The sequence below is a fragment of the Nonomuraea sp. AD125B genome, assembly GCF_041402765.1.
Taxonomy (GTDB): domain Bacteria; phylum Actinomycetota; class Actinomycetes; order Streptosporangiales; family Streptosporangiaceae; genus Nonomuraea; species Nonomuraea bangladeshensis.
Window position 1 is genome coordinate 1 of the sequence record NZ_JBGLOU010000001.1, and the last position, 14,417, is coordinate 14,417.

12 protein-coding genes and 2 rRNA genes are annotated in these 14,417 nt (G+C 70.8%); 10 read left to right on the plus strand and 4 right to left on the minus strand.

Annotated features, from left to right (window positions below):
• Both ACBR40_RS00005 and rrf read left to right on the plus strand, forming a co-directional pair.
• Positions 1 to 115: ribosomal RNA gene (locus tag ACBR40_RS00005) — 23S ribosomal RNA — on the plus strand; the annotation flags it as partial.
• An 88-nt stretch (positions 116 to 203) separates the two neighbouring features.
• Positions 204 to 320, plus strand: a 5S ribosomal RNA gene (gene rrf / locus ACBR40_RS00010).
• A gap of 47 nt (positions 321 to 367) precedes the next feature.
• Here rrf and ACBR40_RS00015 read toward each other — a convergent pair.
• Positions 368 to 1,114 (minus strand): cyclopropane-fatty-acyl-phospholipid synthase family protein, encoded by a 747-nt coding sequence (locus ACBR40_RS00015; RefSeq protein WP_371246926.1) that lies wholly within the window; start codon positions 1,112 to 1,114, stop codon positions 368 to 370.
• A 1,615-nt stretch (positions 1,115 to 2,729) separates the two neighbouring features.
• On the opposite strand from ACBR40_RS00015, the gene ACBR40_RS00020 reads away from it, so the two are divergent.
• Positions 2,730 to 3,875, plus strand: coding sequence for a hypothetical protein (locus ACBR40_RS00020; RefSeq protein ID WP_371246927.1), 1,146 nt, complete (start codon positions 2,730 to 2,732; stop codon positions 3,873 to 3,875).
• 505 nt (positions 3,876 to 4,380) lie between these two features.
• Here the strand turns inward: ACBR40_RS00020 and ACBR40_RS00025 are convergent.
• Positions 4,381 to 5,307, minus strand: coding sequence for an MBL fold metallo-hydrolase (locus ACBR40_RS00025; protein WP_344215863.1), 927 nt, complete (start codon positions 5,305 to 5,307; stop codon positions 4,381 to 4,383).
• A gap of 111 nt (positions 5,308 to 5,418) precedes the next feature.
• Between ACBR40_RS00025 and ACBR40_RS00030 the strand changes: the two genes are divergently transcribed.
• Positions 5,419 to 5,856: a single-stranded DNA-binding protein gene (locus tag ACBR40_RS00030; protein WP_371246928.1), complete on the plus strand. Its 438-nt coding sequence runs from the start codon at positions 5,419 to 5,421 to the stop codon at positions 5,854 to 5,856.
• A gap of 712 nt (positions 5,857 to 6,568) precedes the next feature.
• Here the strand turns inward: ACBR40_RS00030 and ACBR40_RS00035 are convergent.
• Positions 6,569 to 8,176, minus strand: coding sequence for a DUF1015 family protein (locus tag ACBR40_RS00035; protein WP_371246929.1), 1,608 nt, complete (start codon positions 8,174 to 8,176; stop codon positions 6,569 to 6,571).
• Between the two features lie 65 nt (positions 8,177 to 8,241).
• On the opposite strand from ACBR40_RS00035, the gene ACBR40_RS00040 reads away from it, so the two are divergent.
• A complete protein-coding gene (locus ACBR40_RS00040) occupies positions 8,242 to 8,664 on the plus strand; it encodes a tetratricopeptide repeat protein (RefSeq protein WP_344215857.1) in 423 nt (140 codons plus the stop codon).
• Between the two features lie 232 nt (positions 8,665 to 8,896).
• A complete protein-coding gene (locus ACBR40_RS00045) occupies positions 8,897 to 9,871 on the plus strand; it encodes an HAD-IIA family hydrolase (protein ID WP_371246930.1) in 975 nt (324 codons plus the stop codon).
• 228 nt (positions 9,872 to 10,099) lie between these two features.
• Here ACBR40_RS00045 and ACBR40_RS00050 read toward each other — a convergent pair whose 3' ends face one another.
• Complete coding sequence (locus ACBR40_RS00050) at positions 10,100 to 10,456, minus strand: SCP2 sterol-binding domain-containing protein (RefSeq protein ID WP_344215853.1); 357 nt, start codon at positions 10,454 to 10,456, stop codon at positions 10,100 to 10,102.
• Positions 10,457 to 10,583: 127 nt separating this feature from the next.
• On the opposite strand from ACBR40_RS00050, the gene ACBR40_RS00055 reads away from it, so the two are divergent.
• The 4 genes from ACBR40_RS00055 to recN all read left to right on the plus strand — a co-directional run bounded on the left by ACBR40_RS00055 (position 10,584) and on the right by recN (position 14,399).
• Positions 10,584 to 10,877, plus strand: a complete 294-nt coding sequence (locus ACBR40_RS00055) for a hypothetical protein (protein WP_371246931.1) — start codon at positions 10,584 to 10,586, stop codon at positions 10,875 to 10,877.
• Positions 10,874 to 11,686 (plus strand): TlyA family RNA methyltransferase, encoded by an 813-nt coding sequence (locus tag ACBR40_RS00060; protein ID WP_344215850.1) that lies wholly within the window; start codon positions 10,874 to 10,876, stop codon positions 11,684 to 11,686. Before ACBR40_RS00055 ends, ACBR40_RS00060 begins: the two co-directional genes overlap by 4 nt.
• Entirely contained in the window at positions 11,683 to 12,585 is a 903-nt protein-coding gene (locus ACBR40_RS00065) for an NAD kinase (RefSeq protein ID WP_364453147.1), read from the plus strand. Before ACBR40_RS00060 ends, ACBR40_RS00065 begins: the two co-directional genes overlap by 4 nt.
• 95 nt (positions 12,586 to 12,680) lie before the next feature.
• On the plus strand, positions 12,681 to 14,399 hold the full coding sequence (gene recN / locus ACBR40_RS00070) for a DNA repair protein RecN (protein ID WP_344215848.1): 1,719 nt from the start codon (positions 12,681 to 12,683) through the stop codon (positions 14,397 to 14,399).
• Positions 14,400 to 14,417: the final 18 nt, after the last annotated feature.

Genomic DNA, 14,417 nt, shown 5'->3' on the forward strand with positions numbered 1-14,417 from the left:
CTCCCACCCTGTGAGGGGGTAAGGCTCCCGGTAGACGACCGGGTTGATAGGCCGGAGGTGGAAGCGCGGTAACGTGTGGAGCTGACCGGTACTAATAGGCCGAGGACTTGACCTCAAAGCATACTTTCTTGAAGTTTTTGCTCGCGTCCACTAGGCAATTCTGAGACTGCAAGCACGTCTTGTGTTTGTTTGTTTCGGAGGGTTACGGCGGTTATGGCGGGAAGGAAACACCCGGTTACATTCCGAACCCGGAAGTTAAGCTTCTCTGCGCCGATGGTACTGCACTCGGGAGGGTGTGGGAGAGTAGGTCACCGCCGGACAATCTTTATGGAGGGCCTCGACTGGTTCAGTCGGGGCCCTTCTGCATTTATGGGTTCGGACGGAGGACGAAGACGCCCCAGCCCAGGTACTGGCGGCCGTACTCCAGGTGGGAACGGCGTGCCTGGGTCAGGAAGTCGCGCATCGCAGGCGCGTCAGGGTCGTCCGGGTTGTCGCGCAACCAGTCGCTGATCGTCCACCACTGGCTGGCCACGTACCTGTCCCAGCTGTCCGGGCTGGCCAGGACCATGTCCAGCAGCTCGAAGCCGGCCTCCTCGATGCGGTCGTTCGTGCCGATGAGCGAGGTCGCCAGGTTGTCGTCCTCCAGTCCCACTGCCGCGCGAGCCTCGCGCGGAGGCGGGGTCTGCCAGTAGCAGTCGCCGACGAGGACGATGCCGTTCGGGCGGAGGTGCCGGCGCATGAGGGACAAGGTGCCCTTGAGGCCGTTGCCGATCCACGTCGCGCCGATACAGGAAACGATGTCGAACGATTCAGGAGCCGTTTCGTAGGTGCCGGCGTCGGCCTCCACGAATTCCACGCGTCCGGACACGCCTAGCTCCTCCGCGCGGGCTCTCGCTGCTGCGAGAAAGACCTTGCTGATGTCCACGCCGACGCCTTCCGGGCCGTGTTCGGCGGACCAGCGGGAAAGCAGCTCTCCCTTGCCACAGGCCAGATCCAGCTGGCGGGTGCCGGGAGTGATGCGGCAGATCTCGCCGAGCAGGGCGAGTTTGTCGTCGGTCAGCGGGTTCAGAATGCGGTGCCGGGCCTCGGCGATTTCGTGAAAGCGTAGTGACATGACGAGAAGTCTTGCGCGTCCTGGATTTACGGCAACCCATTTATGCGCATGAGCCGGTCTCGTGGACGTACTTCGGCTTGCTAGGCTGGAGGGACCGGGCCACCTCCACGGTGGCCTTCGTCGCGTAAGGCCCGAGGGCGGGCGGCGACCAGCCACAGTGGACCGTCGTTGTGAGTCCGCTGGGTGAGCTCAACGAAATGGACCAGAAGTGAACAGAGATAACGGACCGGACGGCGGAGAGCGCGGGCGCGGCGACTTCGAGGACAGGCGCTCCGGAGGGAGCGACAGGAGCGGGGGATACGCCTCGCGCGGGCGGGACTCCGGCAGCGACCGTCCGTTCCGTTCCGGTGACAGGGGCCGCTCGTACGGCCGGGACGACCGCGGGCCGCGTAGGGACGACGGCTCCCGCGAGGATCGGGGTCCGCGCCGTGAGGGCGCCGGCTCCGGATATGGCGGCAGGCGCGAGGGCGGTTATGGTGACCGCGGGCCGCGCCGCGAGGGCCGCGAAGGATTCGACCGCGGGCAGCGCGGTGACGACCGTCGGCCGTACCGCGATCGCGACGATCGTGGCGGGCGCGGCGAGGAGCGGCGAACGTACCAGGATCGGGATGATCGTGGGCCGCGTCGCGAGGGACCTGGTTACGGCGATCGTGGCCCGCGCCGTGAGGGCGGCGGGTTCCGCGATGATCGGGGTCCCCGTCGTGAGGGTGGCTTCCGTGATGACCGGGGTCCGCGCCGTGAAGGCGGCGGGTTCCGGGACCGTGATGACCGTGGGCCGCGCCGCGAGGGCGGTTACGGCGAGAGCCGCGGCGGCCGCGGGGGTTACAGCGGCGACCGGCGCGAAGGCGGTTACGGTGACAGGGGTCCCCGTCGCGAGGGCGGCGGGTTCCGGGACCGGGACGACCGCGGGCCGCGTCGCGAGGGGCCGGGTTATGGTCCCAGGCGAGAGGGCGGCTACGGCGACCGCGGGCCGCGTGGCGAGGGTGGCTTCCGTGATGACCGAGGGCCGCGTCGCGAGGGCGGCGGGTTCCGGGACCGGGACGATCGTGGGCCGCGCCGCGAGGGATCGGGTTACGGCGATCGGGGTCCGCGCCGTGAGGGCGGCGGGTTCCGCGATGATCGGGGTCCCCGTCGTGAGGGTGGCTTCCGTGATGACCGTGGGCCGCGTCGCGAGGGCGGCGGGTTCCGGGACCGTGATGACCGTGGGCCGCGTCGCGAGGGTGGCGGGTTCAGGGATGACCGGGGTCCGCGCCGAGAGGGCGGGTTCCGCGATGATCGGGGTCCCCGTCGTGAGGGTGGCTTCCGTGATGACCGTGGGCCGCGTCGCGAGGGTGGCGGTTTCCGGGACCGTGATGACCGTGGGCCGCGTCGTGAGGGCGGCGGGTTCAGGGATCGGGACGATCGGGGGCCGCGTCGCGAGGGGTCGGGGTACGGGCCGCGTCGTGAAGGCGGTGGCTTCCGTGATGACCGAGGCCCGCGTCGCGAAGGCGGTGACCGGGGCCCTCGGCCGTTCTCCCGGGACGACCGCCCCAGGCGTGACGATCACGGCGGAGCCGGTACCCGCGCCAGATACGGCAGGTCCGACCGCGACTCCGAGAACGCGCAGCGCGAGCAGATGCCCGAGATCGCGCCCGACATCAACGCGGACGAGCTGGACAAGGAAGTCCTCGAGGAGCTGCGTTCCCTGCCTAACGACCTCGCCAACCTGGTCGGCCGGCACCTGGTCGCCGCCGAGCGGGCCCTGGAGGACGAAGACCCCGAAAGGGCGCACGAGCACACGAAGGTGGCGCGCAGGTTCGCGGCCCGGATCGGGGTCGTGCGGGAGGCTGCCGGCATCGTCGCGTACCGTGCCGGGCATTTCTCCGAGGCACTGAGCGATCTGCGGGCGGCGCGGCGGCTGACGGGGTCCGAGGCGTACCTTCCGGTCATGGCCGACTGCGAACGCGGCATGGGACGTCCCGAGCGGGCCATCGACCTTGTGCGTTCGCCCGAGGCCGAGCGCCTCGACCGGGCCGGACGCATCGAGCTGACCATCGTCGAGTCCGGCGCGCGCCGTGACCTGGGCCAGCACGACGCGGCCGTCATCACTCTCCAGCGCCTGCCGGAGCTGCGCGACCCGCAGCCGCGGCCGTGGTCGGCGCGGCTGGCGTTCGCGTACGCCGACGCCCTGATCGACGCCGGGCAGACGGAGGCGGCGACCGAGTGGTTCGCGCGGGCCATGGCGTTCGACGAGGACGGTGAGACGGACGCGGCCGAGCGGTACGCCGAGCTGACCGGCTCCGTCATCGAGGACGTCGAGGAGGACGGGGACTACGAGGACGACTTCGACGACGCCGGCGCGGCGGACGGCGGAGAGAGCGCCGTGACCGTGGACGAGGAGCCGGAGGACGACGACGCCTCTCTCGCCGAGGCCGACGACCTGCTGGGTGAGGAGCCTGAGCCTGCCGGCGCGGCGGATGACGAGGATGTCGCCGCTGCCACCGATGTCACCTCGGACGAGGCCGCCGACCGCGGGGATGAGGTCGCGGAGGCACCGCAGGCCGACTCCGCCAACGAGGCTGACGAGTCCGACGACTCGGATGATTCGGACGGGGAGGACGGCGCAGGCGACGCTGCTGTGCAGCAGGGTAGCTCCGCAGGCGCTGCCGCCGCTCCGGCGGAGACTCCCGGCATCACGCCCGCTTTCATCGAGCCGAACTTCGGCGATGTCCTGGACGAGGAAGAGGGGCCCGCTGCCAAGCGGCCGAAGGCGGACGACTAGCATCGCTCGCTCATAGCTGAAAGCTGGACACATGCTCCGCCGTACCGCCGCGATGTGCGCGGGACGGCGGAGTTTGTGCGTTCTGCGGCCGAATGCCACCTGCGCCGGGCCTCGCCCTGTCGGGCCCGCACGTGAGACCGGTGTCGGTGCGCCGTTGACATGACTGCTCGTGCCGTCGGTCCCTGTCCGACTACCGACGCTGGCCTCGCCCGTTGGACAGCAGTGCCAGGTCCGCCTGTGACGCCGCAGCCCCGCGCTGGGCATGCCTGTGATGTCGCGCTGGGCCGTGCGGCGCCACATGCTCCGGTTGGTCCTCTGGCAGCAGCATGGCTGCTGGCATTAGCGTCGGCGTACCGGTGGCGGTTCCCGTACCTACAGCAGAGGGATCTCCGGGCGTGTGCGATGAGCTTGGTCGCGTGTGGTCCGAGCCCCTTGTGCGGGCCGAGCTGCCCAATCTCGCGATGGCTGTGCGCTGCAGGTCAGCGGATTGGCGGTTGGCAGCAGGTTATGGCGACACGCGGTCGAGCCAGTGGAGGATGCCGGCGACGTTTGACGGAGCTCCGCTCAACAACTCGAACTGCTCGGCCGTCGCGTCGTCCGCCTTCAGCGCGGTGTAGCGCTCCTTCGTACGGTCTCGGACCATGGCGATGGCATGGTCCAGGTCCAGGCCCTCGGAGTGGGCCTGCCGGGTCAGATCCACCCAGACGCGGAGTTCCTCGGCGGATCGGTCGAGGGTGTCCTGAACCGCACCAACCGGGCCGTAGTGGCTGAAGAGCAGACGTTGCGGCCCGAGCGCCTTGAACAGGGCGATCGAATCGAGGGCGGTCTGCAGGTCGAAGTCCGGCGGCGGCGTGGCGGGACGCAGGTCGCCGGTCTCGGGGAGGTACACGCCTGCTGCGTCGCCCACGTACAGGTCGCCGGTCGCGGAGTCGACGAGGCCCACGTGATGCTTGGCGTGACCGGGGGAGTAGTGGCTGCTCAGCGTGCGTCCGTTGCCGAGATCGATGGCGCCGGTGTCGCCGAGGGCGACGATGCGTTCGGCCTCGGTGGGTGACAGCTCGCCGAAGAGGGTGTCGAGCCGGTCGCCCCACACCATCCGGGCGCTCGCCATGAGCCGCGAGGGGTCGGCCAGGTGTCGCGCGCCCTTCTCGTGTACGACCACCTGGGCGGACGGGAAGAACCTGGCGATGTCTCCCACCCCGCCGGCGTGGTCGAGGTGGATGTGGGTCACGACGACGGTGGCGAGGTCCTCCGGCCCGACGCCGAGGGACGCGAGCGCGTCGCGGACTACCGGGGCGGAGGTCGAGGTACCGGTCTCTACCAGGCATGGCCGGTCGCCCAGGATCAGGTATCCGGCGGTGATGCCTGCGTATCCGGCCATCCTGGTGTCGATCTCATAGACGTCGCCGCCCAGCGCGGTGATGTTGTCCACAGGTACTCCCGAGCGTGCAGCCGTTGTCCCCAGAACGGCGCTCGGCCGTTCCGGGCTCCTCTTCATCGTAAAGAGTGATCTCCGGCAGAGCACCGACAGGAGGGACGAGGAATGGACCGGAACGAGGTCTTGCTGGTTGGACGGCTCTCGGCGGCGCCCGAGGACCACACCCTGCCGAGCGGTGACACCGTCACGAAGTGGCGCATCATCGTACGGCGCCGCCGGCGGCAGCGACGCGGCGGGACGCTGACGGACAGCGTCCCGTGCGTCACCTTCAGCCCCGAGACGGCAGACGTCGTCCGCGGCCTCAAACCGCGCGACTATTTGCAGGTCACTGGCTCCTTCCGCTGCCGCATCTTCGGCCCGACAGGAGCCAAGGTCTGGAAGTACGAGGTGGAGGTGACCAGCGCGAAACCCGTTGATGTCGTCGTGGCTGCGGAAGATCCACCGGACGGGGATGGAGACGGGGGCGGCGTCGGCGAGGAGGCCAGGGGGACGGTGACGCCATTGGTGCCGAGGCGGGTGCTGCAACTCGCCCGGGCGAGCTGATCTCCTGCCTCATCCAACGCGGCGGAGGGGATGAGAGCACGCGGACCAAGAGCTAGGGCTGTCGCGCCAGCCCGTGCGCCTCGTCTGCCGGCGACGAGGCGCACACCGCTGGGTTCCTACGGCGACGAGGCGCACGCCGCTGGCGTCCCTAGGGGCGGCGAGGTGAGCGTGCTCAGAGTCGTTGGGGGCTGCCTCAGCAGCAATTGGCCGGCTCAGCAGCGAGCTCGGGCTCCGGTGGTTTCGCGCCGGGTCTGTCGCAAGGCCCTGGTTCATCTGTTTCCGCCCGCCGCCTGGCCGTGAGAACACCGACTTCGGCTTCCGCGCCGACGCGTTGGCGTAGGCCCGATCGGCTGCAAGCCCAAGCGAGCTTGGGCTCTGGTGGTTCTGCGCCGGTCTATCGTGCGGCCGTCCTTCGCCCGATTCCGCGCGCCGGCCGGCCGGGAGAACACCGACATCGGCTTCCGCGCCGACGCGTTGGCTGTAGGCCAGTTGGCTGTAGGCCCAGTTGGTTGTGGGCCCGGTCTGGTTGTGGCTCGGGTTGGCTGTGCGGCTCGGGTTGGCTATGCCGCCCGGTTGGTTATGCCGCTTGGTTGGCTGTCGTCCCGGTGGTTGTGGGGCCGGTTGGTTGTGGGGTCAGCTGAGGGGCCGGGGCGGTGGCGGGTGGGAGCGGCGTGCCTGATAGCGCTGTCTCGTCTGGGCAGCTATTCGTCTGTCAGTTGATGGCGAAGGTGCGGAGGACCAGACCGGTTCGGGGTTTGGGGCCGAAGGAGGTGGATTTGCGGGGGACGCGTTCGCCGCTGGCGGCGACGGCCAGGACGTCCTCGGTCGCCAGCGGCTTGAGGATCACGGCAGTGCCGTTCGTGCTGGTCGCGAGCTTGGCGGCAGCCTCGACGTCGTGATGCACGATGCGTACCGCCTGCTCGTCGTCACGCATCCCCCACACCTTCGGCAGGATGAACTCGCTCAGGATGGAGGTGTTGAGGGAGTTCCAGCGGTCGGAGTGGTCAGCCGGCATGGCATGAGCCAGTTGGACGGGATCGGGCTCAGTGAGCAGGTACGCGCCGGCTTCGTCGGCCAGGAGGAAAGCCGGGTCCGGGCTGTTCTCGAACGCGCCCAGGCCCGCCGCGAGGGTGCCGAACTCCTGGACCCGCCAGGACTGGCGGGCCTGGGCGGCCGCCTTCGCCAGGGGGAGGCCGGGGATGACGCGGTGGATCGCCTTGAGGTCGGGCGGATAGGCGGTCGAGTCGACCAGCAAGGCCAGACCGAAGTCCCAGGGGGCTACCAGAGTGGTGGAAGGAGGCTGGTGCGAGCCGTCCGCCGGGGAGGAATGTGCTGGTGTGGGGTCGGTGCCGGCGTCACCAGGCCTTGCGGCACTGTTGCTGAGCACGGCGCTGGCGGGCACTGCGTTGCCGGACGCCTCGCCTCTGGGGGCGGCGTCGCTGGGCGTGGGTGAGGACTCGGCAGGAGGATGGGCCAGGCGTTCCTGGCGTTGGAGGACGCGGTAGGTGGCGTAGCGGTGGTGGCCGTCGGCGATCAGAGCTTGGCGGTCGCGGAGGTCGGCGTTGATGGTGGCGATCTCGGACGTGTCGGTGATCGCCCAGAGGCGGTGGGTGACGCCGTCCTCCGTCGTGGCCGACACCAGGGGGCGACGCCGGGTCGCCACCTCCTCCACGAGGCGGGTCGTAGGGCCGCCGGCGCCGTCGTAGAGGAGGAAGATCGGCTCCAGATTCGCCTGGGTGGTGCTCATGAGGGCCAGGCGGTCGGCGATGGGGCCGGGCATCACGTCCTCGTGCGGAAGGATGACGTGCTGACCCGGGTCCGTCAGGGCGACGTCGCCGATCAGGCCGCGTTGCAGGAAGTACGGGCCATGCTGCTCGTACACGTACAGGGCCGGGCGCTCGTCCGGGACCAGGATGCCTGTCTGAAGCCACGCCTGCAGGGTGTCCCGGGCCTCGGCGTAACGCGTCTCCGGCGGAAGTTCGTCAACGGCAGGAAGGGCGTGGGTGGCAGGAGAGGGATCGGCGGTATCGGGAAGGGGTTGAGTGGCAGAAGTGGTGTGGGCGGAATCGGGGCGGGGGGTGCGGGGAAGGATGAGGCGGACGACGTTGTTCGGGTGCAGGTGGAGGAGCGCGTCGACGTCCGCGTCGGAGATCAGGTCGTAGGGCGGGGAGGTTACCTTGGCGGGATCTTCGACGGCGAAACGTACGCCTCGGAAGGGCCGTAGCACCAGTCCATCGGGCACTGGCAGTTCAGGAGTCCCCATACCGGGCATGCTGCCATAGATGGTCATGCCTTCCGGAAATCGCCCCTCGGTTTGCAACCGTGCCCTGCCTCCGTGGTGGGACAGGGCGTGTTCGTCGTCCAGCGATGGAGGGAGTCTCGCCGATGGTTGGAGAAGGAAACGCCCATGATGAGACCTCGGGTACTCCCCGGGGCAGTGTTTACGATTGGTACCAGCGTGGGGTAAAGCTGCTGAAGGACGGCAGTCCGGCGGCGGCGGCCGCGTTGCTGGAACGGGCTGCGGAGGTCGAACCGGAGTCGCGCAGCATCCGGGAGGCGTTGGCGCGGGCGCAGTTCAACTCGCGGCAGTACACCGAGGCGGCGGCGAGTTTCCGGCAGATCGTCGAGGCCAATCCGGCTGAGGACTACGCGTACTTCGGGCTGGGGCTGGCGTTGTGGCGTACCGGGGACATCGAAGGGGCGCAGGAACCACTGGCGATCGCTGTTGCGATGCGTCCTGATGAGCGGCATTACGTGTCGGCGTTGAAGAGTGTGCGTGCCACTTTGCGGGCTCGGCGGGAGATGTAGTCGTAGGAGGAGGTTCGCTCGTTCCCCCGCGTGTCGGCGGTGGCTCATCGGTGGGCGGCGTCTGGGCCCTGTGCCGGCGGTGACGTACAGATCGCCGAGGCTGCGGTGGTTGGCGTAGGTGCGTGTGTAGCACCGGTGGTGTTCTTGGCCAGGGTCATGGGCAGTCCGCGGAGGCGGCGGGGCGCGGCGCTAGAGTCTCACGCGGCATGTGAGTCGAACGGGAAGAGGCGCGGTGCTGATCGACGGGTACGACACTTTGCTGCTCGACCTGGATGGCGTGGTCTACCTGGGCTCCCATGCGGTGCCGGGCGCGCCGGCGGCGCTCGACCAGGCGTGGGCGCGGGGGGTGCGGCTGGCGTACGTCACCAACAACGCCTCGCGGACCCCCGCCGCCATCGCGGCGCACCTGCGGGAACTGGGTGCTCCGGCCACCGCCGAGGACGTCGTGACGTCGGCGCAGGCGGCGGCGCGGCTGATCGCGGAGCGGGTGCCGCCGGGGTCGGCGGTGCTCGTGGTGGGTGGGTCGGGGCTCCGGATGGCCGTACGGGCCCGAGGGCTGCGGCCGGTCTCGACCGCCTTCGAGGCGCCGGTCGCCGTCGTGCAGGGGATCGCGCCGGGGCTGTCGTACGCGCTGCTGTCGGAAGGCGCGCTGGCGGTGCGGCAAGGGGCGTGGTTCGTGGCGTCCAACGGGGACAGCACCATGCCCACCGGGCGGGGCGAACTGCCCGGCAACGGGGCCATGGTCCGGGTCATCGCGGCCGCGACCGGGGTTGAGCCGGTGTACGCGGGAAAGCCGGACCCGCCGTTGCACAGGGAGTCGATGATCCGTACGGGGGCCCGGCGGCCGCTGGTGGTGGGGGATCGGCTGGACACCGACATCGAAGGGGCGTCCAACGCCGGGGTGGAGTCCCTGCTGGTGCTGACCGGGGTGGCCACGGCGGCCGATGTGCTGACGGCCGAGCCGCGGCACCGGCCGACGTTCGTGGCCGAGGATCTGGGAGCCCTGCTCGCGGACTATCCCGAGGTGCGGGACGGCGCGTGCGGTGGATGGCAGGCGCGGTGGCGCGACGGCGTGCTGCATCTGGAGGGGGACGGCAGCCGCATCGACGGGCTGCGGGCGGCGTGCGACGCGGCCTGGGCGGCGGCCGGGGAAGGGCGGGTGGAGGAGGACGCCGTGAAGCCGGTCCTTGAGCGCATCGCCGGTTGAGCTGCCCGTGATGACCGGGACCCTTCCGAGGGCCGGGTGCCTTTGATGACCGAGCGCCTTTGAGGGTCGGGCGCCTTGGGTGGCTGCGTGCTTGGGGAGGCTGGATCGGTGGTTCGCCGACTGTCGCCGGCTGCCTGGTCATCGCCGGGTGTGGTGGAATCTCGTCTGCGGCGGAGCGGTTTCGTTGTTCGCTCGTCGCCGAAAAATTGGTACGGCCGGGCGAGCCGGTCAGAGCAGACGGCGTAGGCGGAGGAGGTCGCCGAAGCTGGCGTCGACCTTCACCCGGCCCCCGAGCAGCGCCCGCGCCAGATCCAGCTCGCCGTCCACCAGCGCGATCAGGTCGTTGCTCACGATCGTGAGCTTGACGTCGGCGGGCTTGCCGCCCGGCGGCGGCTGCTCCGTGAACGGATCCAGCCCCCCGTGGTGCAGCCGCCCGTAGAAGGTCACGTCGAGATCGGAGATCCGGCAGCTGACCGTGCGTTCGACCACATGCTTGGCACGGTCCTGCTCGTCGATCTCGTCGAACTGCGCGACGAGCTTGGCCAGTGCCGTCCGGCACTCCTCGACGCTTGCCATGGTGAGCATCCTCTCCTTCTTGGTCGGGCCTATGCGGACCGTAGCGTTCCACATGACTAGCACCCCCGTACGACCTACAACGAGTGACACGCCTGCCAAGGTCCCGGGTGCTCGCGGGAGGCGTTACCGTCGAGTCATGAGTGAGCTGCCGCACGAGACCGGCGACGACCGGGTCGACGCCATCGTGGCCGGCCTGGGCAGCCTGGGCGAGCTGCCCGTGGGCGAGCATCCGCGGATCTTCGAGGAGGCGTTCTCGGCGCTGGAGGCCGCACTGGGGGCCGTGGACGACGACCCGGTGCGGGCCTTGCACGAGATGGCGGGCGCGGCCCACCAGCCGGAACGCCGGGAAACGGTTCACCAGGCCGACGCCCGCCGACCGGGTGATGCGTGGGCCGCTCAGGTGGGCCAGGTGGCGCGGGGAGACCGGTGAGCCGGCGCATCCGCCTCGACAGCGAGCTGGTGCGCCGCGGCCTGGCGAGGTCGCGCGAGCAGGCGGCCCAGCTCATCGACGACGGCCGGGTCACCGTCGGCGGCCAGACCGCGCGCAAGCCCGCCACCCAGGTCGACACCGCCTCCGCCATCGTCGTCGCCACGTCCCCCGACGGTCCCGACTACGTCTCGCGCGGCGCGCACAAGCTGCTCGGCGCGCTGGAGGCGTTCCCGGCGCTCGCCGTCGAAGGGCGCAGGTGCCTTGACGCCGGCGCGTCCACCGGCGGGTTCACCGACGTGCTGCTGCGCCGCGGCGTGGCCCACGTGCTGGCCGTCGACGTCGGCTACGGCCAGCTCGCCTGGTCGCTGCGCACCGACGAGCGGGTGACGGTGATGGAGCGGGTCAACGTCCGTGACCTCACCCCGGAGATGGTGGGGGAGCCGCCGACGCTGGTCGTGGGCGACCTGTCGTTCATCTCGCTGCGGCTGGTGCTGCCCGCGCTGGCCGCCGTGGCCGCGCCGCGCGCCGACTTCGTGATGCTGGTCAAGCCGCAGTTCGAGGTGGGCAAGGAGCTCGTGGGGGCGGGCGGCGTGGTCCGCGATCCGGCGCTGCGCGCGCAGGCCGTGCGCGACGCCGCCGCCAAGGCTCAGGAGCTGGGGCTGAGCGTGCGCGGGGTGACCGCGAGCCCGCTGCCGGGGCCGTCGGGCAATGTGGAATACCTGCTCTGGCTGGGCAAGGGAGAGGGCGAGCCTCCGGTCGCCGACCTGGAGGCCGAGATCGAGCGTGCCGTGGCGGAAGGGCCGCAATGAAACGGACCGTGCTGGTCGCCGTACACACCGGGCGGGGCGCCGCCGTCGAGAGCGCCCGTCTGGTGATCAACCGGCTGGTGGACGCGGGCATCGCCGTGCGGGTGCTCGAATCCGAGTATGCCGAGATCGGCTGCGCCGGGGTCGAGGCCGTGCCCGGCGACGAGCCCGGCGCGGCCAAGGACGCCGAGGTCATGATCGTGCTCGGTGGCGACGGATCGCTGCTGCGCGCCGCCGAGATGGCCAGGCCGGCCGGCACGCCGCTGCTGGGGGTCAACCTGGGGCATGTCGGGTTCCTGGCCGAGGCCGAGGTCGATGACCTGGCCGGGGCCGTCGACGCCGTCGTGGCCGGCCGGTACGACGTCGAGGAGCGCATGACGATCGACGTTCTCGCCCGGCAGAACGGCAAGATCCTGGCCGACACGTGGGCGCTCAACGAGGCCACGGTCGAGAAGCAGGAGCGCATGCTGGAGGTCGTCGCCGAGATCGACGGCCGGCCGCTGTCGCGGTGGGGCTGCGACGGCGTGATCTGCGCCACGCCGACCGGCTCGACCGCCTATGCTTTCTCCGCGGGCGGGCCGGTCGTGTGGCCTGAGGTCGAGGCGCTGCTCATGGTGCCCATCAGCGCCCACGCCCTGTTCGCCAGGCCACTGGTGGTCTCGCCGCGGTCCACCCTGGCCGTGGAGATCCTGCCGGAGACTCCCGGCGGGGTGCTGTGGTGTGACGGGCGGCGCCGCTTCGAGCTGCCGTCCGGCACGAGGGTGGAGGTGCGCAGGGGAGCCGAGCCGGTCAGGCTGGCGCGGTTGCACGGCGTCGAGGACACCGGCGCGCCGTTCACCGACAGGTTGGTCGCCAAGTTCGAGCTACCCGTCCAGGGCTGGCGCGGAAGGGTGCGACCCTGAGTGAATGGAAGCAGGACCGCGTAGGATCGCGTGGGCACACGTGTTCGGGGAACGGGCCGTGTGATCGGCAGGCACAGCAGTGACGGGAGTGGGCAGTGCGACCAAGGGTCGAGGAGGTCCGCATCCAGGGGCTCGGCGTCATCGACGAGGCCGTCCTAGAGCTCAGCCCGGGCTTCAACGTGGTGACCGGTGAGACCGGCGCGGGCAAGACGATGGTCGTGACCGGGCTCGGGCTGCTGTTCGGCGGCCGGGCCGACCCGTCCAGGATCCGGCCGGGGGCCGAGCGGGCCAGGGTCGAGGGCACGCTCGTCGTCGAGCCAGGCGGCCGGGTGGCCCAGCAGGTCGAGGACACCGGCGGCGATGTCGAGGGCGGCGAGCTCATCATCTCGCGCACCGTCTCGGCGGAGGGCCGCTCCAGGGCCTGGCTGGGCGGGCGCACGGTGCCCGTCGGCACTCTGACGTACCTCGCCGACGACCTCGTGGCCGTGCACGGGCAGATGGACCAGCAGCGGCTGCTCCAGCCCGCCAGGCAGCGCGCCGCGCTCGACCGCTATGCCGGTGAGGAACTGGTCAAGCCGTTGCGGGCGTACACACAGGCGTACAAACGGCACAAGCAGGTCGCCGTGCAGCTGGAGGAGCTGACCACCCGCGCCAGGGAGCGGACCCAGGAGGCCGACCTGCTCCGCTTCGGCCTGGAGGAGATCGAGAAGGTCGACCCCAAGCCGGGCGAGGACGTCGAGCTGCGCGAGGAGGAGGAGCGGCTCTCGCACGCCGACGCGCTGCGCAGCGCCGCCACCACGTCCCACACCGCGCTGCTCGGCGACCCCATGGAGGCCGCGGGCGGCGCCCACGACGTGATCTCCCTGCTCGGCGAGGCCCGCGCGGCCGTCGAGGCGGTACGCGACTTCGACCCCCAGCTCGCCGGGGTCGCCGACCGGCTCGCCGAGGCCGGCTACCTCATCTCCGACGTCGCCACCGACCTCGCCTCCTACGCCGAGTCGATCGAGGCCGACCCGTCCCGGCTGGCGGTCGTGCAGGAGCGCCGCTCGGTGCTGTCCGGGCTCATCCGCAAATACGGCGAGCAGAGCGCCGACAGCGCCGGCGTCCTCGCCTGGGCGCAGCGCGCCGCCGCCCGCCTCGCCGAGCTGGAGGGCGACGACGAGCGCATCGACGAGCTGACCCGCGAGCACGACGAGCTGACCGACAAGCTCACCGATCTCGCCGCCGAGCTCACCCGGGTGCGCGAGGCCGCCGCCGAGCGGTTCGGCCAGGCCGTCACCGAGGAGCTGACCGCGCTCGCCATGCCGCACGCCCGGGTCGTGGTGCAGCTCACGCGGAGCGCCGAGTTCGGGCCGGAGGGCGTCGACGAGGTCGAGCTGCGGATGGCCGCCCATCCCGCCGCGCCGCCGCTGCCGCTCACCAAGGGCGCCTCCGGCGGCGAGCTGAGCCGCGTCATGCTCGCCATCGAGGTCGTCTTCGCGGGCGCCGATCCGGTGCCGACGTTCGTCTTCGACGAGGTGGACGCGGGGGTCGGTGGCAAGGCTGCGGTCGAGATCGGGCGCCGGCTGGCCCGCCTGGCCCGCACCGCGCAGGTGATAGTCGTCACACACCTGCCGCAGGTGGCGGCCTTCGCCGACCAGCATCTGGTGGTCGAGAAGGCCAGTGACGGCAGCGTGGTGCGCAGTGGCGTCACCACGCTCGACCACGAGGGCCGCGTACGCGAACTGTCGCGCATGCTGGCGGGTCTGGAGGATTCCGAGCTCGGCCGGGCGCACGCTGAGGAGCTGCTGGGGCTCGCCGCGGCAGACAGGTGATCGTGGGTGACATAGTGG